Raw genomic sequence first — 25,387 nt, 5'->3', positions numbered from 1 at the left:
GGTGCGCGGCGCGCGCGAGCACAACCTGAAAAATCTGAACGTAGAGATTCCGCGCGACGCGCTGGTCGTGTTCACCGGCGTGTCGGGTTCCGGCAAGTCGTCGCTCGCGTTCGGCACGCTGTACGCGGAAGCGCAGCGACGCTACTTCGAATCGGTCGCGCCGTATGCGCGCCGGCTGATCGAGCAGGTCGGCGCACCCGACGTCGACGCGATCGACGGTCTGCCGCCCGCGGTCGCGCTTCAGCAGCAGCGCGGCACGCCCGGCGCGCGCTCGTCGCTCGGCAGCGTAACGACGCTGGCCAGCCTGATCCGGATGCTCTATTCGCGCAGCGGCGCCTATCCGCCAAAGTTGCCGATGCTATACGCGGAAGACTTTTCGCCGAATACGGTGCAGGGCGCGTGTCCGACCTGCCATGGCCTCGGCCGCATCTACGACGCAACCGAGCAGTCGATGGTCCCCGACGACGCGCTGACGATCCGCGAACGCGCGATCGCCGCATGGCCGCCCGCGTGGCACGGCCAGAACCTGCGCGACATTCTCGTCACGCTCGGCTACGACGTGGACACGCCGTGGCGCGACCTGCCGAAGAAGGACCGCGACTGGATCCTGTTCACCGATGAGCAGCCGACCGTGCCGGTTTATGCCGGCCTGACGCCGAAGGAAACGCGCGCGGCGCTGAAGCGCAACGCCGAGCCGAGCTATCAAGGCACGTTCACGAGTGCGCGCCGCTACGTGCTGCACACGTTCGCGAACACGCAGAGCGCGCTGATGAAGCGGCGCGTCGCGCAATACATGGTCAGCAGCGAATGCCCCGCGTGTCGCGGCAAACGGCTCAAGCGCGAGGCGCTGGCCGTCACGTTCGCGGGCCTCGACATCGCGGAACTGTCGCAACTGTCGCTCGATCAGTTGACCGCGCTGCTGCGTCCGGTCGCCGACGGGGCGTGGCCCGACGATGCGCGCAACACGGCCCCCGGCAACGTGCTGCCGCCCGGCGCGCGGCGCGCGGCCGTCCGCCGCCGCGTCGCGCAGGGTGGCTCCGCGCATGCGAACGCGCCCGACGTCCGGCGCACGCCGAATCTTTCCGAAGAGAAACGCGTGGCCGCGCAGCGGCTCTCGCAGGAACTGCTCGAACGGCTGACGACGCTGACCGGCCTCGGGCTCGGTTATCTGTCGCTCGACCGCAGCACGCCGACGCTGTCGTCCGGCGAACTGCAACGGCTGCGGCTCGCGACGCAGCTGTCGTCGCAGCTATTCGGCGTCGTCTACGTGCTGGACGAGCCGTCGGCCGGCCTGCATCCGGCGGACGGCGAGGCGCTGTTCGATGCGTTGCAGCGGCTGAAGGCGGCCGGCAACTCGCTGTTCGTCGTCGAACACGATCTGCGCACGATGCGCCGCGCGGACTGGCTGATCGACGTCGGGCCGGGTGCGGGCCAGCACGGCGGAGAAATCATCTATAGCGGGCCGCCGGCGGGACTCGCGAATGTTGCCGGGTCGGAGACCGCGCGCTACCTGTTCGGGAAGCCGTCGCTCGCCGCGACGTCCGCACGCGAACCGCGCCGCGCGTCGCGCCGGCTGCGCCTGACCGGCGTCGTCTGCAACAACCTGCGCGGGCTCGACGCCCTGTTTCCGATCGGGTGCCTGACAACCGTGACCGGCATCTCCGGCTCCGGCAAGTCGAGCCTCGTGAGCCGCGCGCTGCCCGATCTCGTGTCGGCCGCGCTGGGCCGCGACGTCGCCGCCGACGGCGACGACGAAGCCGACCCGTTGTTCGCGTCTGCGGACGCGCCGGCCAGCGGCGCGATCGCCGAAGGACTCGACGCGTTCCGCCGGCTGGTGCGCGTCGACCAGAAGCCGATCGGCCGCACGCCGCGCTCGAATCTCGCGACCTACACCGGCCTCTTCGATCACGTGCGCAAGCTGTTCGCGGACACGCCGCTCGCGCGCCGCCGCCGTTACAGCGCGGGACGTTTCTCGTTCAACGTGGCGGCCGGGCGCTGCCCGACCTGCGAAGGCGAAGGTTTCGTCAGCGTCGAACTGATGTTCCTGCCGAGCGTGTACGCGCCGTGCTCGACCTGCCACGGCACGCGCTACAACGCGCCGACGCTCGAAGTGAGCTGGCGCGGCCGCAACATCGCCGACGTGCTCGACCTGACCGTCGACGCCGCGTGCGAGTTCTTCGCGGACGAGCCGCAGGCAATGCGCTCGCTCGCGGTGCTGCGCGACATCGGCCTCGGTTATCTGCGGCTCGGACAGCCGGCGACCGAACTGTCCGGCGGCGAAGCGCAGCGGATCAAGCTCGCGACAGAACTCCAGCGCGCGCAGCGCGGCGACACGCTCTACGTGCTCGACGAACCGACGACCGGCCTGCATCCGGCCGACGTCGATCGCCTGATGCTTCAATTGCAGGGGCTCGCGGACGCCGGCAACACGGTCGTGCTCGTCGAGCACGACATGCGGGTCGCGGCGCAGAGCGACTGGATCATCGACATGGGGCCGGGCGCCGGCGACGCGGGCGGCACGATCGTCGCGGCGGGCACGCCGGACGCGATAGCGCGCGCGAAAGACAGCCGCACCGCCGCGTGGCTGCGCGAACACCTCGCGCCGGACGGACCGGCGTAAAGACGCGGCGTCAGCCCGGCGGCGTGTCCGGCCCGCGCGAATCCGCATGCGGAGCCGAGGGCTGCACCTGCGCGAGCGTCTGCGCGGGCCGCGCCTGCCCGCCCTGAACGCCGTGGCCGTCGAGCGGCGAACGCGGGACGATCGGCAGCACCGGGTCGTCGCCGCGCGAACGGCGCGGCACGTGGGCCGCGTCGCTCCACACCGGGTCCGGAATTTCACCGAACACCTGGCGCAGCCGCTCGCCCCACGTCGAATGGATCATCTGGAAATATTCGTTCGATTGATCGAGCGTCGCGTAGCGCGTCACGCGCAGCGAATCGCACTCGTACACGAGCAGGTCGAGCGGCAGCCCGACCGACAGGTTCGAACGCAGCGTCGAATCCATCGAAATCAGCGCGCATTTCGCGGCCTCGTCGAGCGGCGTCGCCGGCGTCAGCACACGGTCGATGATCGGCTTGCCGTACTTCGATTCTCCGATCTGAAAATACGGGTTCATGCTCGACGTTTCGATGAAATTGCCGGCCGCGTAGATCTGGAACAGCCGCATCGACTGGCCGCGCAACTGGCCGCCGAGAATGAAGCTGCAATTGAATTCGACGCCAAAGCTCGTCAGCGCCTCCGAATCGCGCCGGTGCACTTCGCGCACGGCCTCGCCGACGAGCCGCGCGGCCTCGACCATCGACGGCACGGTCCACAACGTCGGCCGCCCCGCTTCCTGCGGCTCGGTCAGCACCTGCAACGTCGCCTGCGTGATCGCCAGATTGCCCGCGACGAGCAGCACCAGCACGCGCTCGCCCGGATCCTCGAAAACCACCATCTTGCGCGACGTGCTGACGTGATCGACGCCCGCGTTCGTGCGCGTATCCGAAAGGAACACGAGTCCTTCGTCCACCAACATTCCGACACAATAAGTCATGCCCGTTCCCCGCACCTTCTTTCGTTCTGTCCTGACGCAGCCGTCGCGCGCGGCGACCTGTGCCGGTTATTGCCCGTCGCTGCGACTACTGCTGCGCGTTCACCTGAACGGAAACGTCGAGCGTTTCCGCCATCCCGCCGACGCGCGTCCCGCGCACCGGAGCCGCCGTCTCGTAGTCGCGCCCGACTGCGATCCGGCAATACTTTTCGCTTGCGAAACACGCATGCGTGACGTCCACCGTCACCCAGCCGCCGTCGATCCATACATCGACCCATGCATGACTCGCCGTTTCTGACGCGTCGCCCGGGTCCACGTAGCCGCTCACATAACGGGCCGGCACGCCGCGCGCGCGGCACAGCGCGAGCATCACATGCGCATGATCCTGACATACGCCGCTGCCGAGCGCCAGCGCATCCGCCGCCGAATGCGTGACTTCGGTGACGCCGCGCCCGTATCGTACCCGGTCCGTGACCGTCGCGGCAGCGTCGAGCACCGCGGCCGTGCGGTCGAGCGGCGCCAGTTGTTGCGCGAGGTCGTTCAGCGCGTCGTCGGCCTCGGTCAGCCGCGTCGGCAGCGTGAAGTGCCAGGCCGGGATCGGTCCTTCGCCGTCCGGCAGCCGGCCTTCCGCGAGCGGCAGCGTCTCGACCTCGCCGCGCACGCGCAGCCGGATTTCCTGGTGCGGACGCGTGAGCACGAGCGTCAGCAGCGTGTTGCCGTACGCGTCGCGGCCGGAATCGAGCTTGCCCGGCGCATCGACGTGCCACTGCGTGACGATCTGCGCCGGCGTGGTCAGCGGCGCGAGCCGCAGTTGCTGGATCGAATAGCGCACCGGCGCTTCGTAGCGATAGACGGTGTCGTGGCGGATCGCGAGTTGCATGGCGGAAATCCTTTCACTTTCTGATCGGAAACAAACGTCCGGGCTGGACGCGGCGGCGGCCAGGCACGCGTTATCCGACCGGCAGCATCAGATACGTGCTGGCGACCTGGTTGCCGAGTTCGTACACGCGCGCGAGGAACTGCGTGAGAAACGTATGCACGCCGGTCGAGAAGATCTGCCTCAGGTCCGAGTACAGCAGTTCCGCGCGCAGCTTGCCGGCCGTGCGCTCGACTTCGCGCGACGTGCTGGTCCGCAGCAGCGCGAGGTTCGTGCAGACGCCGTCCAGCGATGCGAGCAGCGAGCGCGGCATCTGCTGGTTCAGGATCAGCAGTTCGACGACGCGCGCGGGCGTCACCACGTCGCGATACACCTTACGATAGATCTCCAGCGCGGAAACGGAACTCAGGATCGACGTCCAGTAATAGAAGTCCTCAAGCTGGCGCGCGGCCGAACGCGAATCCGATTCGTCGACCTCGACGAATCGCACGTCGAGAATCCGCGCGGTGTTGTCCGCGCGTTCGAGAAACGTGCCGAGCTGCGTGAAGAACAGCGCGTCGTCCTGCAATGCAGTGCCGAGCATCACGCCGCGCGACAGGTGCGAGCGGAACTTCACCCATTCGAACAGCGTGTCCGGATGCGCGCTCAGTTCGTCGCTGCGCAGACGCTCGGCGAATTGCAGCCACGTGTCGTTGATCGTCTCCCACCATTCGGTCGTCAGCGTCCCGCGCACCGCGCGCGCGTTCTCGCGGGCCGCATGCAGGCACGCGTAGATGCTCGACGGGTTGGCCGCGTCCGCGACGAGAAAATGCAGCACGTTCGCGCGCGTCATCGCTTCGTAGCGCGCATCGAACGCCGGCTCCAGTTCCGAGATCCGCAACACCGCGCGCAGGCCGCGCGCCTCGCTGTCGCCGCTGCCGGGCAGCAGCATCTCCTTCAGGTTGATGTCCAGCATCCGCGCGGTGTTCTCCGCGCGCTCCATGTAACGGGCCATCCAGAACAGGTGGTCGGCGGTGCGGCTCAGCATGGTCGATCCTCTTTTAATGTGCGCGCCCGACGCGCGCCGTCATTCGAGCACCCACGTATCCTTGGTTCCGCCGCCCTGCGATGAATTCACGACGAGCGAACCTTCCTTCAGCGCGACGCGGGTGAGGCCGCCCGCCGCCATCCGCACAGTCTTGCCGGACAGCACGAACGGCCGCAGATCGATGTGGCGCGGGGCGATGCCCGACTCGACGAAGGTCGGGCACGCGGACAACGACAGCGTCGGCTGCGCGATGTAGTTCGACGGCCGCGCGAGCAGCCGCGCGCGGAACGCGTCGATCTCGTCCTTCGTCGCCGCCGGGCCGACCAGCATCCCGTAGCCGCCCGCGCCGTGCACCTCCTTCACGACGAGTTCGGGCAGATGCGCGAGCGTGTAGGCGAGGTCGTCCGACCTGCGGCACTGCCATGTCGGCACGTTGTTCAGGATCGGCTGCTCGCCGAGATAAAACGCGATCATGTCCTGCACGTACGGATAGATCGACTTGTCGTCGGCGACGCCGGTGCCCATCGCGTTCGCGAGCGACACGCGGCCCGCGCGATACGCGGTCAGGAGCCCCGGCACGCCGAGCGCGGATTCGGCGCGGAACGCGAGCGGATCGAGAAAGTCGTCGTCGATCCGCCGGTAGATCACATCGACGCGGCGCGGCCCCTGTGTCGTGCGCATGAACACATAGTTATCCTCGACGAACAGGTCCTTGCCCTCGACCAGTTCGACGCCCATCTGCTGCGCGAGGAACGTGTGCTCGAAGTACGCGGAGTTGTACATGCCGGGCGTCAGCACGACCACGTTCGGATCGTCGACGCCTTCCGGCGCGACCGAGCGCAGCGTATCGAGCAGCAGGTCCGGATAGTGCGCGACCGGCGCGATCTTGTGCTGCACGAACAGTTCGGGGAAGAGCCGCATCATCATCTTGCGGTTCTCCAGCATGTACGACACGCCGGACGGCACGCGCAGATTGTCTTCGAGCACGTAAAACGCGCCGTCGCGGCCGTCGCGCACGATGTCGATGCCGGCGATGTGTGCATAGACACCGAGCGGCAGGTCGATGTCCTGCATCTCGGGCCGGTACTGCGCGTTCGTGTAGACCTGGTCGGCCGGAATCACGCCGGCGCGCACGATGTTGCGCTCGTGATAGACATCGTGCAGGAACAGGTTCAGCGCCTTCACGCGCTGCCGGAGCCCGGCTTCGAGCCGCGTCCACTCGTCGGCGGGGATGATGCGAGGAATCAGGTCGAACGGAATCAGCCGCTCGGTGCCGGACAGGTCGCCGTTCACCGCGAACGTGATGCCGACGCGCCTGAACAGCAGGTCGGCCTCCGCGCGCTTGCGCGCCATCGTCTCGCCGCCCTGCCGCTCCAGCCACCGCTGGAACCGCTCGTAGTGCGGGCGCACCGCGCCCTCGTCGCGCATCTCGTCGTGCACTGGCATCGCTTCGTTCTCGCGCGTTGATGCAGGCGCATCCGTGTGGCGTCACGTCGTCCGGCTGCGCGCTGCGGCGTTCATCAAAAAGCAATACATATGCCATCGTCCGGCGAAAAACCGTGCGCTTCGGTGGTGCAGGCGCGCCGTTTTCGAGGCCGTCGCCGGGCCGGCTGCGCCGCGACGAATCCGTTCGCGCGGCCATCGCATCAAACTGGTGCAGCCTGCCGACAGTCTAGCGAATCCGCCCGGCGGCGCATCCGGGCATGGCCGCGACGACCCGCAGGACTGCGTTGCAACGCGTCATGCGAAGGGGCCGCCGCCGCCGTCGAGTTCCGCCAGCGACATCAAACCGACACGCGCCGCGTGTCTGCTTTCGGCCGCGTCGCCGGCGCATCGGCAACCCAAATGAAAGCCTCGCGCCGCTATCCGAACCGCGCCCGACAAAAAAGCGCAACCGTTTGCGCATGGCTTCGCGCACAGGCACAATGCGCCGGTCCTTGCGCCCGACAAGCGCACAGACCCACGCCACCACCGGAGAAAACATCTTGATACGCCCGTTGCTCGCCGCCGCCTGCATGACGCTGCTGTCGCTGTCCGCCCATGCCGCCGGCGATCCGTCCACCGCGTCCGCACCGGCTTCCGATCTCGCGCTGCATCCCGTCGCCGGCGACTACGTTGCCCGCGACTTCAAATTTTCCGACGGCACGACGCTGCCCGAGGTCCGCGTCCACTACGTGACGCTCGGCACGCTGCAACGCGACGCGCACGGCCACGCGACGAACGCGGTGCTGCTGCTGCACGGCACCACCGGCACCGGCCGCGCGTACCTCGCACCCGCGATGCAACACGAACTGTTCGCGCCAGGCGCGCCGCTCGACGCGCGCCGCTACTTCATCGTGATGCCGGACGGCCTCGGCCGCGGCGGCTCGACGAAGCCGAGCGACGGACTGCACGCGCGCTTTCCGCACTACGGCTATAACGACGTGATCGAAGCGCATCACCGGATGCTCGTCGAAAGGCTGAAGATCGACCACCTGCGCCTCGTGCTCGGCACGTCGATGGGCGGCATGCAGACGTGGATGTGGGGCGAACGTTATCCGCAGATGGCGTCCGCGCTGATGCCGATCGCGAGCCAGCCGATTCCGATGGCGGGCCGCAACTGGCTGTGGCGGCAGATGATCGTCGGCGCGATCCGCAACGACCCGAACTGGCAGGGCGGCGACTACGCGGCGAACCCGACGCAATGGACGCGCGTGATGCCGGTCTTCACGATCATGACCGAGAATCCCGCGCGGATGCAGACCACCGCGCCGGACCGCGCGAGCGCGACGCATCTGTACGACACGCTGGTCGAGCGCTTCGGCGCGAACGATGCGAACGACGTGCTGTACTGGTTCGAGTCGTCGTGGGACTACGATCCGTCGCCGGACCTGTCGAAGATTCGCGCGCCGCTGTTCGCGGTGAACTTCGCGGACGACCTGATCAACGCGGCCGACCTCGGCGTGATGCAGAAGCTCGTTTCGCAGGTGCCGAACGGGCGTTTCGTCGAAGTGCCCGAAGGCCCGCATTCGTACGGCCACCAGACGCTCGCGCATCCGGACGTGTGGAAGCCGTACCTGGTCGAACTGATGAACAGCACGGCGGGCCACGACTGAACAGCCGGCAGAGCGACAACAACCGTCTATCCGCGCGCCTCGCGGCGCGCGGCCAGCAGATAAAGCCGCACGAGTTCGCGGATCTCGCCGGTCAACACCGCCTGGATCGCCGGCGTTTCGTCGGCGGCCACCGCAATCCCCTTCAGCAGATGCAGCAGCACGACGGACATCGCGTGCGCCTTCGCGGGCGCGAGACCGTCGATCGCGCGTTGCAGGATCCGTGCAATGCCGCCGCGCGCGCTCGCGCGAAAGCGCCTGCGCCGCTCGTCGCTGCCGCCGCGCGCATCGACCAGCGCGACCGCGAAACGCCGTTGCGACTGCAACGCGAGCATGAAATCCACCAGCGCGCCCGCCAGCGCCTCCATCGACATCCGCTGCACCTGCGCCTCCAGTTCCGCGAGGCTCGCGCTCACATGCTGCGCGTAGCGTTGCAGCAGCGCGTCGGCCAGTGCCTCCTTCGACGGAAAGAACCGGTATAGCGAGCCGATCGCCGTCGAGGAGCGCGCGGCGATCTCGGTCATCGTCGCCGCGTCGTAGCCCTTCTCGCTGAATACCTCGACGGCCGCGTCCATGATCGCGGCCACGCGCTGGCGGCCGCGTTCGCGCTTCGGGGCGGGCAGGTCGGCGAGCGGCGGGTCTTCCAGTGCGGGAGCGGTCATCGTACGGGTCCGGCTATGCGAGGAAATGATAGGAATTCCTCGCATATTAGCATGCGCGATTCACCCACGCTTTAACGGAGCCAGATTCGCACCTCGGTCCTCCGCTTTTGACTTATGCGAGGACAGCCTCTATTATCGCGTTTCGCGAGGATGTCCTCGCATAACTCGTCAACGCGTCTCGCCCGCCGCACACAGGAGTCCCCGATGAGCTTCGCTCCGCCCAGCCCGCCCGCACGGCGCGCAACCCAATGACGGCCCCGCCGCTTCCTGCCCCGTCCCGATGGATCGGCGGCAACGCGCCGGCCGCGCAATGGGCGGTGCTGATCGGCTTGTCGATCGTCGTGTCCGCGCTGCTCGCGGCAACCGGCATGCCGGCCGCGCTGCTGCTCGGTCCGATGCTGTCGGCCATCGCGGTGTCGGTGAACGGCGCGCGGCTCAGCGTGCCGCGCCGAACGTCGCTGCCGGTGCAGGCGCTGCTCGGCTGCATGATCGCGAAGCTGCTGCCGGCCGCGATCGTCGGGCAGGTCGGCGCGCACTGGCCGCTGTTCGCGTTCGGCGTCGTGTCGGTGATCGTCGTCAGCGGGCTGCTCGGCTGGCTGCTGATGCGGCTGCGCGTGCTGCCCGGCACCACCGCGCTGTGGGGCTTGAGCCCCGGCGCGGCGACCGTGATGATCCTGATGGCCGAAGCGAACGGCGCGGACGCGCAGATGGTCGCGGTCCTGCAATACCTGCGCGTGCTGATCGTCGCGGCGGTCGCGTCGACGGCCGCCGCGTTCATCGGCGCGGGCGCGCATCACGCATCGCATGCGCTCGCGTGGTTCGCGCCGGTCGCGTGGGGACCGTTCGCGGCCACGCTCGCGCTCGCCGTCGCGGGCGGCATCGCGGGCCGCTTCGTGCGGTTGTCCGCCGGGCCGCTGCTCGTGCCGCTCGTCGCCGGCGTCGTGCTGACGCACGCCGGCTGGATCACGATCGAACTGCCGCGCTGGCTGCTCGCGGTCGCGTATGCGCTGGTCGGCTGGCGCATCGGCCTGCAATTCACGCCGCAACTGCTGCGTCATGCGGCACGCGCGCTGCCGCGCCTCGCCGCGTGCTCGGTGGCGCTCGTCGCCGCATGCGGCGCGCTGGCCGCGCTGCTCGTCGCGACGCTCCACATCGACCCGCTGACCGCGTGGCTCGCGACGAGCCCCGGCGGCGCGGACTCCGTCGCGATCATCGCCGCCTCGACGAACGTCGACGTGCCGTTCGTGATGGCGATGCAGATGATGCGCTTCATCGTCGTGCTGTTCGCGGCGCCGCCGCTCGCACGGCTGCTGGTGCGCTACGCGCCGGCTCCACAGCAGCCGAACGAAGCGTGTCAAGACATTCCAACCCCGAGGTAACCATGCACTACGTCACGTTGTTCTTCTGCGGCATGCTGCTGTGCAACTGCATTCCGCATCTCGTCTGCGGGCTCGAAGGCAGACCGTTTCCGACGCCGTTCGCGAAGCCGCGCGGCATCGGCTTCTCGCCGCCGCTGGTGAACTTCGTCTGGGGCTTCGTGAATCTGGCGGTTGCGCTGGTGCTGCTCGCGCGCCATCCGTTCACGCTCGAACCGGCCGCCGATCTCGTCTCGATGCTGGCCGGCGTGCTGGTGATCGGCCTGTATCTCGCGCATCACTTCGGCGCCGTGCAGGCGAAGCGCAACGCATGAGAGGATGCGGCAAGCGCCCGCGCGAACCCGGTGCACGGGCGCCTGCCGCTATGAATCGCCGGACGCCATAAATTTTTTAAGCTGGCGCTTTCGTTATTGGCCCTGTTAGATAGCTCCCAACGGAATCCCCGATGACAGAAAGCTAACCGGCCCGTCCGATCTTGCACGACACGTCCACGCCCTTCGCCCAGGCTGTCGAAGCGCGTTTCGCCGAACTGACACCGACGGCGAAACGAATCGCGAGCTACATGCTCGCGAATCTCGAACGGATCGGACTCGAAACGGCCGACCGCATCGCGCAACAGACCGGCACCAGCGGCATCTCGGTCGGGCGCTTCCTGCGCCACGTCGGCTATCGCAATCTCGACGACCTGAAGCGCGAACTGCGCGACCTCCATCCGCGGCCCTGGCGCCGCTCGAATGCCGCGCCCGGCGACGCAACGGCGCGACCGGGCATCGCGTTCGCCCATTCGCTCGACCTCGAACTCGATGCGATCCGCGACGCGTATGCGCTCGCGAACACGCCCGCCTTCACGCGAATCGCCGAACGCATCGCGCACGCGGACGCCGTCTATCTGCCCGCGCTCCCATCGACGCGCGGCCTCGTCAACGCGTTCTATCGCGACCTCGATTACGTGCGCGCGCACGTGTTCCATCCGGAAAGCGCCACCGGCTCGTTCGCGGATGCGCTGAACACAACCTTCGCGTCGCCGTACCTGATCGTCGCCGACGTGCGCGCGGACTCGCCGGTCGCGCGCCGCTACTGCGAAGCCGCCGCGCGGCGGCAGTTGCCGTTCGCGCTCGTCACCGACCTGTATAACCCGTGGGCGCGCGATTTTCCGTGCGACCTGCTTCAGGTGCGAACCGACGTCGGCCAGTTCCGCGACTCGCTCGCGCCGCTCGCGTGCGTGTTCAACCTGCTGATCACGTCCGTGGTCGAACGGCTCGGCCCCGCGCTCGATGCCCGCCTCGCGCGCCATCGCGAACTGCAACGCGAACTCGGCCCACTCGACCCGCCCTCCCGCCCTCGCGGCACCGCCCCGGCTACCCGATGACCGACACGACCCACCGACTGCTTCCGATTACCGCCTCCACGCACGACGTCGATATCGACCTCGTGTACGCCACCGACCGCAATCTCACCGGCAAGCCGATCTACCGCGCCGCCCACTGCCTGCTGCTCGACACCGCCGAAGCGGCGCTGCGCCGCGCGACCGGAATCGCGCGCGACGCGGGGCTCAAACTGCGGATCTTCGATGCGTACCGGCCGCCGCAGGCGCAACAGGCGCTGTGGAATTTCCTGCCCGATCCGACGTACATCGCGGACGTGAAGATCGGCTCGAACCACAGCCGCGGGACCGCGATCGACCTGACGCTGCTCGACGCCAACGGCGCGCCGCTCGACATGGGCACCGGCTTCGACGACATGACCGCCGCGTCCGCGCATTTTCATCCGGGCCTGCCGCATACCGTGCAACGTCACCGTCTGTTGCTGCTGGGCATCATGCACGCAGCCGGATTCGGGCATATTCCGAGCGAGTGGTGGCACTACGAACTGCCCGGCTCGCGCGCGCTGCCGCTGATCGACGACGGCGCGGCCGGCGCGCCCGCGTTGATGTAAACGCGCCGCATTGCGATGCGCCACCGGATTCAATTTACGGAGCCTCTATGCAGGAAAACACAAGATCGCGCGGTATCCGGACGATCGCGGCGCTGGCGGCCGCGGTAACGCTGTCGCTGCCGGCCGCGTTCCCGGCCGCCGCCGCGACGCCGAAGGACATGCTGGTGATGGCGACGCTGCTCGACGAATTCTCGACGCTCGACCCCGGCGAAGTCTACGAGCTGATGCCCGAGGAGTACGTCGCGAACACCTACGACCGGCTGATCCGCGTCGATCTGAAAGACCCGTCGCACTTCAACGGCGACGTCGCGCAGTCGTGGACCGTGAGCCAGGACGGCCTCACGTTCACGTTCCGGCTGCGTTCGGGCCTGAAGTTCCACTCGGGCAATCCGCTGACCGCCGACGACGTCGCGTGGTCGATCCAGCGCACGGTGCTGCTCGACAAGGGCGCGGCCGCGGTGCTGCAAGGCATCGGCCTCACGAAGGACAACGTGCTGAAGAACGTGAAGAAGATCGACGACACGACGGTCAGCGTGAGCACCGACCGCCGTTATGCGCCGACGTTCGTGCTGAACGTGCTCGGCGCATGGCCCGCGTCGGTCGTCGATCGCAAGCTCGCGCTGGAGCACCAGAAGAACGGCGACTTCGGCAACGACTGGCTGCGCACGCACGAGGCCGGCTCGGGTGCGTACAAACTGGTGAAGTGGACCGCCAACGACAGCCTGATCCTGCAACGCAACGACGACTACCGCGCGCCGCTCGCGCTGAAGCGGATCGTGTTGCGCCACGTGCCGGAGGCGTCGACCCAGCGGCTGCTGCTCGAAAACGGCGACGCGGACATCGCGCGCAACCTGAGCCCCGACGACATCGCCGCGCTCGCGAAGAACGGCAAGGCGCAGACGACCGGCGTGCCGCAGGCGACGCTGCTGTATCTCGGGCTGAACGTGAAAAACCCGGCGCTCGCGAAGCCGGACGTGCAGCAGGCGATCAAGTGGCTGATCGACTACGACGGCATCCAGTCGAACATCGTGAAGACGATCTACAAGGTTCACCAGACGTTCATCCCCGAAGGGTTCCTCGGCACGCTGAACGAAAACCCGTACCATCAGGACGTCGCGAAAGCGAAGGCGCTGCTCGCGAAGGCCGGTTACCCGAACGGCTTCAGCGTGACGATGGACGTGCGCAGCGGTTATCCGTACACCGAGATCGCCCAGGCGATCCAGGCGAATCTCGCGCAGGGCGGCATCAAGCTCGCGATCCTGCCGGGCGACAACAAGCAGACGCTCGCGAAGTATCGCGCGCGGCAGCACGACATCTACATCGGCGAATGGTCGGCCGACTACATCGACCCGCACAGCAACGCGCAGGGTTTCGCATGGAACCCGGACAACTCGGATGCGTCCAGCTACAAGATGCTCGCGTGGCGCAATAGCTGGAACATTCCGCCACTGACGAAGGAAACCGACGCGGCGCTCGCGGAGCCGTCCACGCAGAAACGCGCGCAGATGTACCAGGCAATGCAGCGCGAGATGCTCGCGAACTCGCCGTTCGTGATCCTGTTCCAGCGCGTGTCGCAGGTTGCGATGCGGCCGGGCGTCGGCGGCATCGAGGTCGGACCGATCAACGATCTCGTGTCGTATCAGCATCTGAAGAAGCAATGACCTTGTCCCGCAAGCGAGGAGCCTCGCGTGACGCCTGACACGACGCCCCCCACGCGCGGACCGGATGCGGGACACGCCGCCGCGCGCCGCGCGTTCGTCGCGCTGCGCTGGCTGCTCACGCTCGCGCTGACGCTCGCCGGCCTGCTCGTCGTCACGTTCGTGATCGGCCGCAAGGTGCCGATCGATCCGGTGCTCGCGGTGGTCGGCGACCGCGCGTCCGCGAGCGCGTATGCGGCCGCGCGCGCGCAACTGGGCCTCGACCGGCCGCTCGCGGTGCAGTTCATCCTGTACGCGCGCGACGTGCTGCACGGCGACCTCGGCATGTCGCTGCTGACGTCGAACCCGGTGCTCGACGACATTCGCCGCGTGTTTCCGGCGACGCTCGAACTCGCGACACTGTCCACGCTGATCGGCGTGCTCGTCGGCGTGCCGCTCGGCGTGATCGCGGCCGCGCGGCACAACCGCTGGATCGATCACGTCGCGCGTTTCGTCGGGCTGATCGGCAGTTCGGTGCCGGTGTTCTGGCTCGGGCTGATGGGGCTGCTGCTGTTCTATGCGAAGCTGCACTGGGTGTCCGGCCCCGGCCGCATCGATCCGGAGTTCGACGGCATGGTCGACGCGCGCACCGGCAGCCTGCTGATCGACGCGCTGCTCGCCGGCGAATGGGACGTGTTCTTCAACGCGCTGTCGCATATCGCGCTGCCGGCCGCGATTCTCGGCTATTACTCGGTCGCGTACCTGAGCCGGATGACGCGCTCGTTCATGCTCGACCAGTTGAACCACGAGTACGTGACGACCGCGCGCGCGAAGGGCGTCCCCGAGCGCCGCGTGATCTGGGTGCATGCGTTCGGCAACATCGCGGTGCCGCTGCTGACGGTGATCGCGCTGTCGTACAGCTATCTGCTCGAAGGCTCGGTGCTGACCGAGATCGTGTTCGCGTGGCCCGGCATCGGCTCGTATCTGACCGGCGCGCTGCTGAACGCGGACATGAACGCGGTGCTCGGCAGCACGCTCGTGATCGGCGCGACGTTCATCGCGTTGAACCTGCTGACCGACGCGCTGTACCGCGTGCTCGATCCGCGCGTTCGCTGAGTGACCGGAGACCCGTTCTTGCGCCGCCCCGCTGCTTCCACTTCGCCGGCTAACGACAAAGACAACGGCCCGGTTCACGCGACGAACGCCGCGCGCCGTCGCCGCGACTGGCTGCTGACCGATGCGCCCGCGTCGCGCGCGCAGGCCGTGCTCGGCCATGCGTATCGGCGCTGGACGCGCTTCGCGTCAAACCCGCTGTCGATGTTCGGCCTCGCGATCCTGCTGTTGCTGATCGCGGCCGCCGCGTTCGGCCCGTGGCTCGCGCCGCACGATCCGCTGCAACAGGTGCTGCCCGACCGGCTGCTGCCGCCCGGCCGTCCGTCGCACTGGCTCGGCACCGACCAGCTCGGCCGCGACATCCTCTCGCGGCTCGTCTACGGCTCGCGGCTCACGCTGTCGATCGCGATCCTCGTCGTCGTGGTCGTCGTGCCGATCGGGCTGCTGATCGGCACGATCGCCGGTTTCTTCGGCGGCTGGGCCGACGTCGTGCTGATGCGCATCACCGACGTCGCGCTCGCGTTTCCGAAGATCGTGCTCGCGCTCGCATTCGCCGCCGCGCTCGGACCCGGCGTGCTCAACGCGGTGATCGCGATCTCGATCACCGCATGGCCCGCGTATGCGCGGCTCGCGCGCGCGGAGACGCTGCGCTACGTGCACGCGGACTTCATCCACGCGGCGCGGCTGCAAGGCGCATCTCGAACGCGGCTGCTATTGCGCTACATCGTGCCGTTGTGCGCGTCGTCGGTGATCGTGCGCGCGACGCTCGACATGGCAGGCATCATCCTGACCGTCGCGGGCCTCGGCTTCCTCGGCCTCGGCGCGCAGCCGCCGAGCCCCGAATGGGGCTTCATGGTCGCGTCGGGCCGCAACGTGCTGCTCGACGCGTGGTGGGTCGCGACGATTCCGGGCATCGCGATCCTGCTCGTGAGCCTCGCGTTCAACCTGCTCGGCGACGGACTGCGCGACGTGTTCGACCCGCGCCACGGAGACTGACATGACGACACCGGACACGCCCGGCGCCGCGCCGCCGCTGTGCGAGATCGACGGCCTGCGGATCGCGTTTCGCGGCGACGACGGCCGCGACACGCACGCGGTGCGCGGCCTGTCGCTGACGTTGCGGCACGGCGAGCGGCTCGGCATCGTCGGCGAATCGGGGTCCGGCAAGTCGCTGACCGGCCGCGCGCTGCTCGGCCTGTTGCCGCCGTCCGCGCGGATGAGCGCCGACGGACTGCGCTTCGAGGGCCGCGACCTGCTGACGATGAGCGCGCGCGAACGGCGCGGCCTGTGCGGCCGGCAGATGGGGATGATCCTGCAGGACCCGAAATATTCGCTGAATCCGGTGATGACGGTCGGGCGGCAGATGCGCGAGGCGTTCCGGCTTCAGGACCCGAAGGCCGGCCGCCGCGAACTGCGCGAGCGGATCGTCGACGCGCTCGCGGCGGTGCAGATTCGCGACCCGTTGCGCGTGACCGGCCTGTACCCGCACGAACTGTCCGGCGGCATGGGCCAGCGCGTGATGATCGCGATGATGGTGTCGAACGGCCCGCGCGTGCTCGTCGCGGACGAGCCGACCAGCGCGCTCGACGTGCTCGTGTCGATGCAGGTGCTCGGCGTGCTGGACCGGATGATCGCGCAGCACGACACGGGGCTGGTGTTCATCAGCCACGACCTGCCGCTCGTGATGTCGTTCTGCGACCGCGTGGTCGTGATGTACGCGGGACGCGCGGTCGAAACCTGCGCGGCGCGCGACCTCGCGCACGCGACGCATCCGTACACGCGCGCGCTGCTCGCCGCGAATCCGCCGCTTGCGAATCCGCCGGAGTGGCTGCCGGTGATGACGCGCGATCCGTCATGGCTCGATGGCCCCGTGGAGGCCGCGCGATGATCGACGTGCAATCGCTGGGCGTGCGCTTCGGCTCGCGGCGCGGTCATGTGGACGCGGTGCGCGGCGTGAGTTTCCAGGTGGAAACCGGCGAAGCGTTCGGGCTTGTCGGCGAATCGGGATCGGGCAAGACGACGGTGCTGCGCGCGCTGTGCGGCCTCGCGCCGGTCAGCGCGGGACACGCGACGGTCGGCGGCCACGTGCTCGGCAGCGCGCTGCCGCGCGCGTTCCGGCGCGACGTGCAGATGGTGTTTCAGGACCCGTATGGCTCGCTGCATCCGCGCTTCACGGTGGACCGCACGCTGCGCGAGCCGCTCGCGATCGCCGGCAGCGACCGGCACGACGCGCGCATCGTCGATGCGCTGCACGAAGTCGGCCTCGGCCCGGCGTTTCGTTTCCGCTACCCGCATCAACTTTCGGGCGGACAACGGCAGCGCGTTGCGATTGCGCGCGCGCTGATCGTCGAGCCGCGCGTGCTGCTGCTGGACGAACCGACGTCCGCGCTCGACGTATCGGTGCAGGCGGAGATATTGAACCTGCTGCGCCGGCTGCATCGCGAGCGCAGCCTGACGATCGTGCTGGTCAGCCACAATCTCGCGGTGGTCGGTTTCCTGTGCTCGCGCGTGGCGGTGATGCGCAACGGCGAGATCGTCGAGCAGGCCGGCATCGACGCCGTGCGCGCGCGCCGGGTCGAACACGAATACACGCGCCGGATGCTCGAAGCGACCGATGGCTACCGGCGCGAGACCGCGCCGGGCTAACGCGGATCAGAACAGCGCGGCGAGGCGGCCGGTTTCCTGTGCGAAACGTTCGAGTTCCGCCGTTCGTATCGGCTCCTCGCGCGGCAGATCGACCGACAGCGGATCCTGCGGCACGCCGTTCACGCGCACCTCGTAGTGCAGATGCGGCGCGGTGGACCAACCGGTCGAGCCGACGTAGCCGATCACGTCGCCCTGCTTCACGCTGCCGCCCGCGCGCAGCCCGTCCGCGAAGCGCGACAGATGCGCGAACGTCGTCGAATACGGCGGCCGGTGGCGCAGCTTCACGACGTTGCCGTAGCCGGTCTGCGAGCCGACGAACGCCACCGAGCCGTCGGCGGTCGCGTATACCGGCGTGCCGGCCGGCGCGGCGAAATCGACGCCGTCGTGCGGCAGCCAGCGGCGCGTGACCGGGTTCAGCCGCCGCGGCGCGAAGTGCGACGAGATGCGCCGGAACGCGACCGGATAACGCGACATCGCCGGCTCCGGTTCGAGCCCGTGTTTCGGATAGTACGAAGCGTTGCCATCGTCGTCGCGGAACAGAAACACGTCGTGAAAACGCGGGCCGATCTCGATGCGCACCGCGAGCGGCATCAGCAGGTCGCCGTCGCCCGTTTCGGTTTCGCCGTCCTGCGGATTCTCGAAGATGAACTTCACCGCGTTGCCGCGCTTCAGGTCGCGCCGGAAATCGATCTCGTCCGCGAACGCGCGCGCGAGCATCGCGGCGACCGCGGCGCTGAGGCCCGCGCGCTGCACGGCGGACGCGAAACTGCGCTCGACGGTCACGCTCGCGACCTGATAGTCGGATCCGGACGGCACCGTATCCAGCTCGGGTTGCGGGGCGGTAGGCGGCGACGCGTCGCGATTCCGAACGGAAACCACCGACGCATCGACGCTGGCGGGAGAAGAAGCGCGCTGCTGGGTAAGCACGAGCGCGGCGCAGATCGAACCGAGTGCGCAGACCAGCACAAAACGGCCTGCACGCCCACGCTGCGCGGAGATGACTGAAAGCGGCATCGGATGAACGACTGAACGGCGGATGAGGCTGCGGACGCGATCGCGAGGGAGCGTCGCATCCGCAATCGTTTCGGGCAGCGCGGCTGCCCGGGCGAAACAAACGGATCGACGTTATGGGCGGTTTCTTAAACTTCTCTTAACAGGGAACGAGCGTGCGGCTCGTGGGATGCAAGTCCGCAACGACCCGACGGCCTGTCCCGCATCGTGGCCGCGCCGTTTGTGCGAATAACGTCGCGTACCGCGATCCGCTGCGGCTGGCGGCTTTAACGGAAAACCGCGAATACCGAACGACGGGCGCGTCCGGCACGCGCTGCCGGCGAAAAAACCGTTTCGCGTCAAACCGACGCGCGACCACATCCATCGGCAAGCCATTCGCATCGGAAACGAACGATCGCTCGCGTCTCGCAAACGAAAAATCCGGCATCTGTGAACGAACAATAGAGTTCGACACAGGACAAAAACGCTTGACACAAAACAATAAAGTTTGACACGAGAAGCACGTCCCCGAAGCGATGAGTATCGGCAGATAGCAGTCAGGCAGTCATCTGTTCCAGATCATGGAGTTGCACTGCTGTCTTCGTTCATTGTTTCGGGCTCTGGCACCGACCGGAACCCCGTTCAATCAACCGAAGGACAAAATCAGCATGCCGATTCCCGCGTATATGTGGCCTAAAGATGATGGCGGCGCAGATATCAAAGGCTCGTCAACCGTGCAAGGCCGCGAAGGCAGCATAGAAATTATCAGTTTTGGACACGGCGTAAACCTGCCGGTTGATGCTGCGAACGGCAAGATAACTGGCGCGCGAACTCACTCGGTCGCCGCGTTCGAAAAAGAGTTTGATGCTGCGACGCCTTATCTTTACAAGGCCGTAGCAAAGGGCCAAACGTTGCAATCCGCCGAAATCAAGTGGTATCGCATCAACGACGCGGGCAAGGAGGAAGTGTATTTCGTGATGCTGCTGGAAGGCGTGAAAGTCTGCGGCGTCAACCCCGGCATGTCCAACACGAAACTGTCGCAGGCGTCCACGCTCAATCACGTTGAGGCTGTATCCATGATGTACGACCGCATCACATGGCACTATCTCGACGGCAATATTAAATTCACGGACTCGTGGAACGAGCGCGGGTAAGGGGGAGTGATGGCTTATCAGGGTAAATTTCTGGTCAATAACGAGCCGTTGTCGCCCTTGACGATTTTTGGCGTCGGTACGTTCAACGCATTTTCAGGTGACCAACAATACCGAAATCGAGGCGGCTGCACGACGATCCCTAACAAAGGGCCGATCCCTGCCGGTAGGTATTGGGTCGTAGACCGGCCCACGGGCGGACTCGGCTCACAGGCCCTTGCTATGGCGAAGGATACGTGGAATACCGCATGGGGCAGTGCAACCAATCACAGTGACTGGTTCGCGCTGTATCGGGATGACGGAGCGATTGATGACAGGACTTGGGTAAACGGCGTCCAGCGCGGGCATTTCCGGCTACATCCGGCAGGTGGGCAGGGTATTTCGCTAGGCTGTATCACCCTGTCGAGCCGCGTTGATTTTATGAGAATCCGCAACGCATTCCTGCACACTACGACTATCCCGGCCCGCAATTCGGGGCTTAACGCTTACGGAATAATTGAGGTCATCACGTATGGCGACACTTGCCCGTAGGGCGTTCAAGGTCGCCCTGTTTGTGTGTCTGTTCGTCCTTTCGGTTCGTTATATTCGCCCGTATCCCTTCCCAATGACGGAGAGGCATCTAGCCGCCTGGTGGCGTGCGTCGGACTGGCTCGGCATTGGGGACCCGGAAGATTTGATTTTCGTGGCGTGGGTGACTATCGAATTGCTCGTAGCAGTGCTCGCCTATGTGGCGATCATGAAGTTATGGCGGTACTGTCGGAGCTAACTAGAGCATATGAAAGGAGACCAGGCCGGCGTGATGCGTGTGAAGTGCCATCGGTCTTTAGCCCGCATCGTGCCGTACTTGTGTCAACCTATTTTGTCGCAAAATGCCCGCATCCATAGAGCAAGTCGGGAATTGTGTCGAACTCTATTTCAATGGATCGCGATCACGCCTATCGCCAAGCCTTTGATTCCTCAAGGCTCGCCGTGTCAAGCTCTATTATTCGTTCACAGCATCCCGAAATTCCGGAAAACGTTCGTACCGTGCGCCCGACCTCGCCTGCGTAACCAGGTCCGCTCTTTGCCCCGTTCCGAAAAACCCGACACGGAGCGCAACGCAACGATGCACCCGCCAGATCCGGGATCACGAACGACACTGCCGCCACGCCGCTGCTGCGCGCCGCGACCGGCTGCCATGCGGTCGAAGGCCCGACGCCCGACACCGCCGCGCGCCGTTACGGCAACGCGGTGCTCACGCGCTGGCCGGCGCGCGCGTCTCGCGCGCGATCGATCTGTCGTTCGGCCGCCGCGAACCGCGCGGCGCGCTCGACGTGGACCTCGGCCACGCGGGCGAAACGCTGCCGCGCGTCGCGCAGATCCGGCGCGGCCCGGATTAAACCCGGACTAAAGTTTCGCCGGGCGTGTCCGTAAAATGACAACAACGAAACCCGCTTCTTGCCGGACACCCGCGCGTCGCGCAGCCGAGGAACCCCTGAATGAAGTCCCCCGCCACCCCGCCGAACGAAGCGGAACGACTCGCAGCATTGCGGGCGCTGGAGATTCTCGACACGCCCCGCGAAGAACGCTTCGACCGGCTGACACGGCTCGCGCGCCGCCTGTTCGACGTGCCGGTCGCGCTGGTGAGTCTCGTCGATGCGGACCGCCAGTGGTTCAAGTCGGCCGACGGCTTCTGTTTTGCAGAGACGCCGCGCGACTCGTCGTTCTGCGCGCACGCGATCCTCGAAGACGACCTGCTGGTCGTGTCCGACGCGTTGCAGGACCAACGCTTCAGCGACAACCCGTTCGTCGTCGACGGTCCGCGCGTCCGCTTCTATGCGGGCTGTCCGCTGACCTTGTCCGGCGGCGTCACGCTCGGCACCGTGTGCCTGATGGACAACCGGCCGCGCGACTTCGACGCCGAGGATCGCCGCAGCCTGCGCGACATCGGGCAACTCGTTGTGCGCGAACTGATCGCGTATGAACTCGCGACGACCGACGAGCTGACCGGCATCCCGAACCGGCGCGCGTTCATGGGCATCGCCCAGCACGCGCTGAACGTGTGCCGGCGCGCGCGCAAGCCGGCGCTGCTCGCGTACTTCGACCTAGACAACTTCAAGACGATCAACGACCGCTTCGGCCATGCGGAAGGCGACCGCGCGCTAGTCGAGTTCTCGGCGGCGCTGCGCGGCGTCGGGCGCGAAACAGACGTGGTGGCGCGGCTCGGCGGCGACGAGTTCGTCGCGCTGTTCGTCGATACCGACACGGCGCAGGCGGCGGCGCTCGCGCAGCGGCTGCGCGACGAACTCGATCGCGCCCGCGCGGCGGCCAGTTGCCGGTATCCGATCGAATTCAGCGTGGGCGAAGTCGAGTACGACGCCGCGCGTCACGCATCGGTGCGGCACATGCTCGAAGAGGCCGACTCCGCGATGTACGTCGCGAAGCGTTCTGCCTGAGCTTCGTTTTTACGTTCGCCGGCGGATAAAACGCGGCGCGGCGCCGACACGCAAGCCCGCGTGCCGGCGCCGCCGCCGGATGCCTCAGCTAGCCAGCCTGAACGCGCGCACTGCCTGTTCCAGCGCGCCGGTCTGCTGCTGCATGCTCGCGGACGCGGCCGCCGCCTGCTCGACGAGCGCCGCGTTCTGTTGTGTCATCTCGTCCATGTGCGACACCGCGCGGTTCACTTCCTCGATGCCCGCGCTCTGCTCGTTGCTCGCGCGGCTGATCTGCGCCATCAACTGCGTGACGCCCTGCACCGACGACACGATCTGCGCCATCGTGCGGCCCGCGTCGTCGATCAGTTGACCGCCCGTATCCACGCGCGACACCGAATCCGCGATCAGGCTCCTGATCTCCTTCGCGGCCGACGCGCTGCGCTGCGCGAGGCTGCGCACCTCTTGCGCGACGACCGCGAAACCGCGCCCTTCCTCGCCCGCGCGCGCGGCCTCGACCGCCGCGTTCAGCGCGAGGATGTTGGTCTGGAACGCGATCCCTTCGATCGTGCCGACGATCTCCGCCACCTGCGCCGACGTCGCGCGTATCTCGCCCATCGTCGCGACCGCCTGGGTCATCAGCGTCGAGCCGGCGTCCGCGAGGTCGGACGTCGAACCCGCATGTTCGTGCGCCTGTTTCGCGTTCTCCGCGTTGTTGCGCACCGTCGAGGTCAACTGATCCATTGCGGCGGCCGTCTGTTCGAGCGAACCCGCCTGCGCCTCGGTGCGCGACGACAGGTCCGTGTTGCCGGCCGCGATCTCGCGCGACGCGATCGCGAGACTGTCCGTCGAGCGCCGCACGTTGCCGATCAGGCCGGACAACCCGACGTTGATCCCGTTCAGCGCGTCGAGGATCAGGCCGATTTCGTCGCCGCGCCGCACCGGCGCCTGCGCGGACAGATCGCCGCTGGCGAGCCGGCGCGCGGCCGCCTGCGCCTCCGCGAGGGGGCGGCTCACGCTGCGCGAGATCGTCGCGTACACGCACAGCCCGATCAGCAGCGCGACGACGACGTCGGGCAGCACCTGCGCGACGCCCTGCACGATCGCGTGCGATTCGACCGCGTTCAGCAGCATGTCGCGGCCGACGAGCAGCAGCGCCGACAACGCGGCCGACGCGAGCGACACCTTCCCGGAAACGCTCAGCATTCTTATGCCGCCGATGTCGAGGCCGACCGCGAAGATGCCGATCACGGCGCCGTGCGCGTCGACGATCGGCCGGTAGTCGACGATGAACTTGCGGCCCGCGAGCAGCGTATAGCCGAAGTACGACTGCCCCGAGCGGTTCAGCGCATAGGCCGGATGCGAGCGGTCGAGCAGCACGCCGAGCACGCGGTTGCCCTGCTTGTCCTTCACGTTCGTCGCGATGCGCACGAAGTCGTCGCCGGCCAGCACGAAGATCGACGCGATGCCGCCCGTCTCCTGCTCGAAGCGGTCGAGGATCGCGGATTCGAGGTTGATCTGCTGCGAGCCGCTCGCCATCACCGGCGTCGGCCGGCCGGCGACTTCGACCTGGCGCGAGCGGTCGATCGCAAAGCCGGCTGGATAGCGGTCTGCGAGTTTTTTATACAGGCGGTGAACCTGGGTTTCCAGTGAACCGAATCTGATCATCGTCGATGGTGTCCGCGGCAGGAATCGATATGGGCGTCGCATCGGACGCGCGAGGGTCGCCGATGCGTCTGCGGTTGCGTTTGCATTTGCGTTGCCGGCATGCCGCGGCAGTCTCCTTTTATTTTGCGTGCACCGGACCGGGGCCGCGCGCACTGCGAACGGCCTCCTGACATTGATATCGGCACGCGCGTGCGCTTATTTAGCGGCGGGGCGGCGGCGGGGTTTATCCGGGGATGCAGTGAATAGGCGTGCGATGCCGCCGCCAGCGGCATTGCGCCGGTTCAACCAGGGACATCCCTTGCCTGGAACGAATCTTCGTGTTCGTTTTGTGCAAAGCGCATGTGCACCGATTTGTCGACGCACGGGGCGCTTGCTGATGGCGAATGACGAGAAGCCCCCTACGCATTCGCCATCGTGATCCGGACGGATGTGAAAAGCGAAGAGCGGCGCGAGATAACAGCAGTACAACAACCCGCCGGCGACCCAAAACCGAAAGCCGCCGGCGACATCGATCCATCAAGACACGTACCGCACGCGCTCCATCACGCCCACAGCGTGCGCGCCCAGAACGTCAGCGTGCGGTCCCACGCATGTTCGGCCCACACCGGGTCGTACTGCGTGAGCGCGATGCGGGTCGGCCCGACGGCCGTTTCGTTCGCGAACGCATGATGCGCGAGATAACGATGGAACGTGAAATCGACGTTCGCTTCGCGCAGCTTCGCTTCGAGCGCGTCGACGGTCGCGATCGGGAACGCCGCGTCCTGGGTCGCCCAGTGGCCGAGCAGCGGCACGCGGAGGTTCTTCGCGTCGAGATAGTCGAGCGGCGGGCAGCCGTACCAGACGACGCCGGCCGACGCTTCCGGTGTCTGCTGCAACGCGAGCAGCGTCAGCGCGCCGCCCATGCAGTAGCCGGTCACGCCCACGCGCGGCGCACGCTGCTTCAGGAACTGCACCGCGCCGCGCACGTCCTGGCTCGCGGCGTCGCCGAAGTCGAGCCCGTCCATCAGATGGTGTGCCTCTTCTTCCTCGACGGTCGCCTTGCCGCGATACAGGTCCGGGACGAGCGCCTGATAACCGGCGCGCGCAAGCCGGTCCGCGACGCCGCGAATCTGGTCGTTCAACCCCCACCACTCCTGGATCACGACGATCGCCGGCGCGCCGTCGGCCTGCGCCGGCGTCGCGAGATACCCCTGAAGCTCCTTGCCGTCGGGGCGGCTGAACGTCACCATCGAACCTGCAGTCTGTTTCATCGTTTAGTCCTCGATCAAC

Annotated in this window: 23 protein-coding genes and 1 pseudogene; 16 read left to right on the top strand and 8 right to left on the bottom strand. The window is 67.2% G+C overall.

The window, feature by feature from the left end:
- Window position 1: 1 nt before the first annotated feature.
- Window positions 2–2,620: an excinuclease ABC subunit UvrA gene (locus BLV92_RS25675; RefSeq protein WP_373681841.1), complete on the top strand. Its 2,619-nt coding sequence runs from the start codon at window positions 2–4 to the stop codon at window positions 2,618–2,620.
- Window positions 2,621–2,630: 10 nt separating this feature from the next.
- On the opposite strand, the gene BLV92_RS25670 is transcribed toward BLV92_RS25675, so the two are convergent.
- From BLV92_RS25670 to BLV92_RS25655, 4 genes are all read right to left on the bottom strand, one after another.
- Window positions 2,631–3,536: a proteasome-type protease gene (locus BLV92_RS25670; RefSeq protein WP_090550561.1), complete on the bottom strand. Its 906-nt coding sequence runs from the start codon at window positions 3,534–3,536 to the stop codon at window positions 2,631–2,633.
- 85 nt (window positions 3,537–3,621) lie between these two features.
- Window positions 3,622–4,413 (bottom strand): transglutaminase family protein, encoded by a 792-nt coding sequence (locus BLV92_RS25665; protein ID WP_090550560.1) that lies wholly within the window; start codon window positions 4,411–4,413, stop codon window positions 3,622–3,624.
- 70 nt (window positions 4,414–4,483) lie between these two features.
- The gene (locus BLV92_RS25660) at window positions 4,484–5,437 is read right to left on the bottom strand and encodes an alpha-E domain-containing protein (RefSeq protein WP_090550557.1); all 954 of its coding nucleotides are present in this window, start codon (window positions 5,435–5,437) and stop codon (window positions 4,484–4,486) included.
- Window positions 5,438–5,476: 39 nt separating this feature from the next.
- On the bottom strand, window positions 5,477–6,883 hold the full coding sequence (locus BLV92_RS25655) for a circularly permuted type 2 ATP-grasp protein (protein ID WP_090550555.1): 1,407 nt from the start codon (window positions 6,881–6,883) through the stop codon (window positions 5,477–5,479).
- Between the two features lie 542 nt (window positions 6,884–7,425).
- On the opposite strand from BLV92_RS25655, the gene BLV92_RS25650 reads away from it, so the two are divergent.
- A complete protein-coding gene (locus BLV92_RS25650) occupies window positions 7,426–8,532 on the top strand; it encodes an alpha/beta fold hydrolase (RefSeq protein ID WP_373681847.1) in 1,107 nt (368 codons plus the stop codon).
- A 26-nt stretch (window positions 8,533–8,558) separates the two neighbouring features.
- Here BLV92_RS25650 and BLV92_RS25645 read toward each other — a convergent pair whose 3' ends face one another.
- Window positions 8,559–9,191, bottom strand: a complete 633-nt coding sequence (locus BLV92_RS25645) for a TetR/AcrR family transcriptional regulator (protein WP_090550551.1) — start codon at window positions 9,189–9,191, stop codon at window positions 8,559–8,561.
- 248 nt (window positions 9,192–9,439) lie between these two features.
- On the opposite strand from BLV92_RS25645, the gene BLV92_RS25640 reads away from it, so the two are divergent.
- The 9 genes from BLV92_RS25640 (at window position 9,440) to BLV92_RS25600 (ending at window position 17,898) form a co-directional block, all read left to right on the top strand.
- Entirely contained in the window at window positions 9,440–10,570 is a 1,131-nt protein-coding gene (locus BLV92_RS25640; RefSeq protein ID WP_090550548.1) for an AbrB family transcriptional regulator, read from the top strand.
- Between the two features lie 2 nt (window positions 10,571–10,572).
- Window positions 10,573–10,881 carry a hypothetical protein gene (locus tag BLV92_RS25635; RefSeq protein ID WP_090550546.1) on the top strand — a complete coding sequence of 103 codons (309 nt, stop codon included), beginning with the start codon at window positions 10,573–10,575 and terminating at the stop codon, window positions 10,879–10,881.
- A gap of 161 nt (window positions 10,882–11,042) precedes the next feature.
- Complete coding sequence (locus tag BLV92_RS25630) at window positions 11,043–11,936, top strand: MurR/RpiR family transcriptional regulator (protein WP_090550543.1); 894 nt, start codon at window positions 11,043–11,045, stop codon at window positions 11,934–11,936.
- Window positions 11,933–12,502, top strand: coding sequence for a D-alanyl-D-alanine dipeptidase (gene ddpX, locus BLV92_RS25625; protein ID WP_090550542.1), 570 nt, complete (start codon window positions 11,933–11,935; stop codon window positions 12,500–12,502). The genes BLV92_RS25630 and ddpX overlap by 4 nt, the downstream gene beginning before the upstream one ends.
- Before the next feature lie 47 nt (window positions 12,503–12,549).
- Window positions 12,550–14,163, top strand: coding sequence for an ABC transporter substrate-binding protein (locus BLV92_RS25620; RefSeq protein WP_090550539.1), 1,614 nt, complete (start codon window positions 12,550–12,552; stop codon window positions 14,161–14,163).
- A gap of 27 nt (window positions 14,164–14,190) precedes the next feature.
- A complete protein-coding gene (locus BLV92_RS25615; protein ID WP_090550537.1) occupies window positions 14,191–15,255 on the top strand; it encodes an ABC transporter permease in 1,065 nt (354 codons plus the stop codon).
- Window positions 15,256–15,366: 111 nt separating this feature from the next.
- Complete coding sequence (nikC, locus tag BLV92_RS25610; RefSeq protein ID WP_243843963.1) at window positions 15,367–16,248, top strand: nickel transporter permease; 882 nt, start codon at window positions 15,367–15,369, stop codon at window positions 16,246–16,248.
- A 1-nt stretch (window position 16,249) separates the two neighbouring features.
- The gene (locus BLV92_RS25605; protein ID WP_090550534.1) at window positions 16,250–17,140 is read left to right on the top strand and encodes an ABC transporter ATP-binding protein; all 891 of its coding nucleotides are present in this window, start codon (window positions 16,250–16,252) and stop codon (window positions 17,138–17,140) included.
- Complete coding sequence (locus tag BLV92_RS25600; RefSeq protein WP_090550533.1) at window positions 17,137–17,898, top strand: ABC transporter ATP-binding protein; 762 nt, start codon at window positions 17,137–17,139, stop codon at window positions 17,896–17,898. The genes BLV92_RS25605 and BLV92_RS25600 overlap by 4 nt, the downstream gene beginning before the upstream one ends.
- Before the next feature lie 6 nt (window positions 17,899–17,904).
- On the opposite strand, the gene BLV92_RS25595 is transcribed toward BLV92_RS25600, so the two are convergent.
- Window positions 17,905–18,714: a peptidoglycan DD-metalloendopeptidase family protein gene (locus BLV92_RS25595; RefSeq protein WP_244283920.1), complete on the bottom strand. Its 810-nt coding sequence runs from the start codon at window positions 18,712–18,714 to the stop codon at window positions 17,905–17,907.
- An 842-nt stretch (window positions 18,715–19,556) separates the two neighbouring features.
- Here BLV92_RS25595 and BLV92_RS25590 point away from each other — a divergent pair.
- The 5 genes and pseudogenes from BLV92_RS25590 to BLV92_RS25570 all read left to right on the top strand — a co-directional run bounded on the left by BLV92_RS25590 (window position 19,557) and on the right by BLV92_RS25570 (window position 22,474).
- The gene (locus tag BLV92_RS25590) at window positions 19,557–20,042 is read left to right on the top strand and encodes an Hcp family type VI secretion system effector (RefSeq protein WP_090550529.1); all 486 of its coding nucleotides are present in this window, start codon (window positions 19,557–19,559) and stop codon (window positions 20,040–20,042) included.
- Between the two features lie 9 nt (window positions 20,043–20,051).
- Window positions 20,052–20,570 carry a DUF2778 domain-containing protein gene (locus BLV92_RS25585; protein ID WP_090550526.1) on the top strand — a complete coding sequence of 173 codons (519 nt, stop codon included), beginning with the start codon at window positions 20,052–20,054 and terminating at the stop codon, window positions 20,568–20,570.
- On the top strand, window positions 20,551–20,805 hold the full coding sequence (locus BLV92_RS32750) for a hypothetical protein (protein WP_090550524.1): 255 nt from the start codon (window positions 20,551–20,553) through the stop codon (window positions 20,803–20,805). Before BLV92_RS25585 ends, BLV92_RS32750 begins: the two co-directional genes overlap by 20 nt.
- A gap of 389 nt (window positions 20,806–21,194) precedes the next feature.
- Window positions 21,195–21,361, top strand: a pseudogene (locus tag BLV92_RS32745) (endonuclease/exonuclease/phosphatase family protein); the annotation flags it as partial.
- A gap of 156 nt (window positions 21,362–21,517) precedes the next feature.
- Entirely contained in the window at window positions 21,518–22,474 is a 957-nt protein-coding gene (locus BLV92_RS25570; protein ID WP_090550521.1) for a GGDEF domain-containing protein, read from the top strand.
- An 84-nt stretch (window positions 22,475–22,558) separates the two neighbouring features.
- Here BLV92_RS25570 and BLV92_RS25565 read toward each other — a convergent pair whose 3' ends face one another.
- On the bottom strand, window positions 22,559–24,118 hold the full coding sequence (locus BLV92_RS25565) for a methyl-accepting chemotaxis protein (RefSeq protein ID WP_090550520.1): 1,560 nt from the start codon (window positions 24,116–24,118) through the stop codon (window positions 22,559–22,561).
- 542 nt (window positions 24,119–24,660) lie between these two features.
- Window positions 24,661–25,368: a dienelactone hydrolase family protein gene (locus BLV92_RS25560; RefSeq protein WP_090550517.1), complete on the bottom strand. Its 708-nt coding sequence runs from the start codon at window positions 25,366–25,368 to the stop codon at window positions 24,661–24,663.
- Window positions 25,369–25,387 lie beyond the last annotated feature (19 nt).

It is taken from the genome of Paraburkholderia caballeronis (genome assembly GCF_900104845.1).
GTDB lineage: Bacteria > Pseudomonadota > Gammaproteobacteria > Burkholderiales > Burkholderiaceae > Paraburkholderia > Paraburkholderia caballeronis.
The sequence above is the reverse complement of the archived record's forward strand: the minus strand, read 5'-3'. Positions and strand labels throughout refer to the sequence as shown.

Excerpts from the sequence above, each read along its gene's own strand:
- BLV92_RS25670 (WP_090550561.1), bottom strand. The coding sequence starts at position 3,536 with ATGACTTATTGTGTCGGAATGTTGGTGGACGAAGGACTCGTGTTCCTT.
- BLV92_RS25665 (WP_090550560.1), bottom strand. The coding sequence starts at position 4,413 with ATGCAACTCGCGATCCGCCACGACACCGTCTATCGCTACGAAGCGCCG.
- BLV92_RS25660 (WP_090550557.1), bottom strand. The coding sequence starts at position 5,437 with ATGCTGAGCCGCACCGCCGACCACCTGTTCTGGATGGCCCGTTACATG.
- BLV92_RS25655 (WP_090550555.1), bottom strand. The coding sequence starts at position 6,883 with ATGCCAGTGCACGACGAGATGCGCGACGAGGGCGCGGTGCGCCCGCAC.
- BLV92_RS25645 (WP_090550551.1), bottom strand. The coding sequence starts at position 9,191 with ATGACCGCTCCCGCACTGGAAGACCCGCCGCTCGCCGACCTGCCCGCC.
- BLV92_RS25640 (WP_090550548.1), top strand. The coding sequence starts at position 9,440 with ATGACGGCCCCGCCGCTTCCTGCCCCGTCCCGATGGATCGGCGGCAAC.
- BLV92_RS25635 (WP_090550546.1), top strand. The coding sequence starts at position 10,573 with ATGCACTACGTCACGTTGTTCTTCTGCGGCATGCTGCTGTGCAACTGC.
- ddpX (WP_090550542.1), top strand. The coding sequence starts at position 11,933 with ATGACCGACACGACCCACCGACTGCTTCCGATTACCGCCTCCACGCAC.
- BLV92_RS25620 (WP_090550539.1), top strand. The coding sequence starts at position 12,550 with ATGCAGGAAAACACAAGATCGCGCGGTATCCGGACGATCGCGGCGCTG.
- BLV92_RS25605 (WP_090550534.1), top strand. The coding sequence starts at position 16,250 with ATGACGACACCGGACACGCCCGGCGCCGCGCCGCCGCTGTGCGAGATC.
- BLV92_RS25600 (WP_090550533.1), top strand. The coding sequence starts at position 17,137 with ATGATCGACGTGCAATCGCTGGGCGTGCGCTTCGGCTCGCGGCGCGGT.
- BLV92_RS25590 (WP_090550529.1), top strand. The coding sequence starts at position 19,557 with ATGCCGATTCCCGCGTATATGTGGCCTAAAGATGATGGCGGCGCAGAT.
- BLV92_RS25585 (WP_090550526.1), top strand. The coding sequence starts at position 20,052 with ATGGCTTATCAGGGTAAATTTCTGGTCAATAACGAGCCGTTGTCGCCC.
- BLV92_RS32750 (WP_090550524.1), top strand. The coding sequence starts at position 20,551 with ATGGCGACACTTGCCCGTAGGGCGTTCAAGGTCGCCCTGTTTGTGTGT.
- BLV92_RS25570 (WP_090550521.1), top strand. The coding sequence starts at position 21,518 with ATGAAGTCCCCCGCCACCCCGCCGAACGAAGCGGAACGACTCGCAGCA.
- BLV92_RS25565 (WP_090550520.1), bottom strand. The coding sequence starts at position 24,118 with ATGATCAGATTCGGTTCACTGGAAACCCAGGTTCACCGCCTGTATAAA.
- BLV92_RS25560 (WP_090550517.1), bottom strand. The coding sequence starts at position 25,368 with ATGAAACAGACTGCAGGTTCGATGGTGACGTTCAGCCGCCCCGACGGC.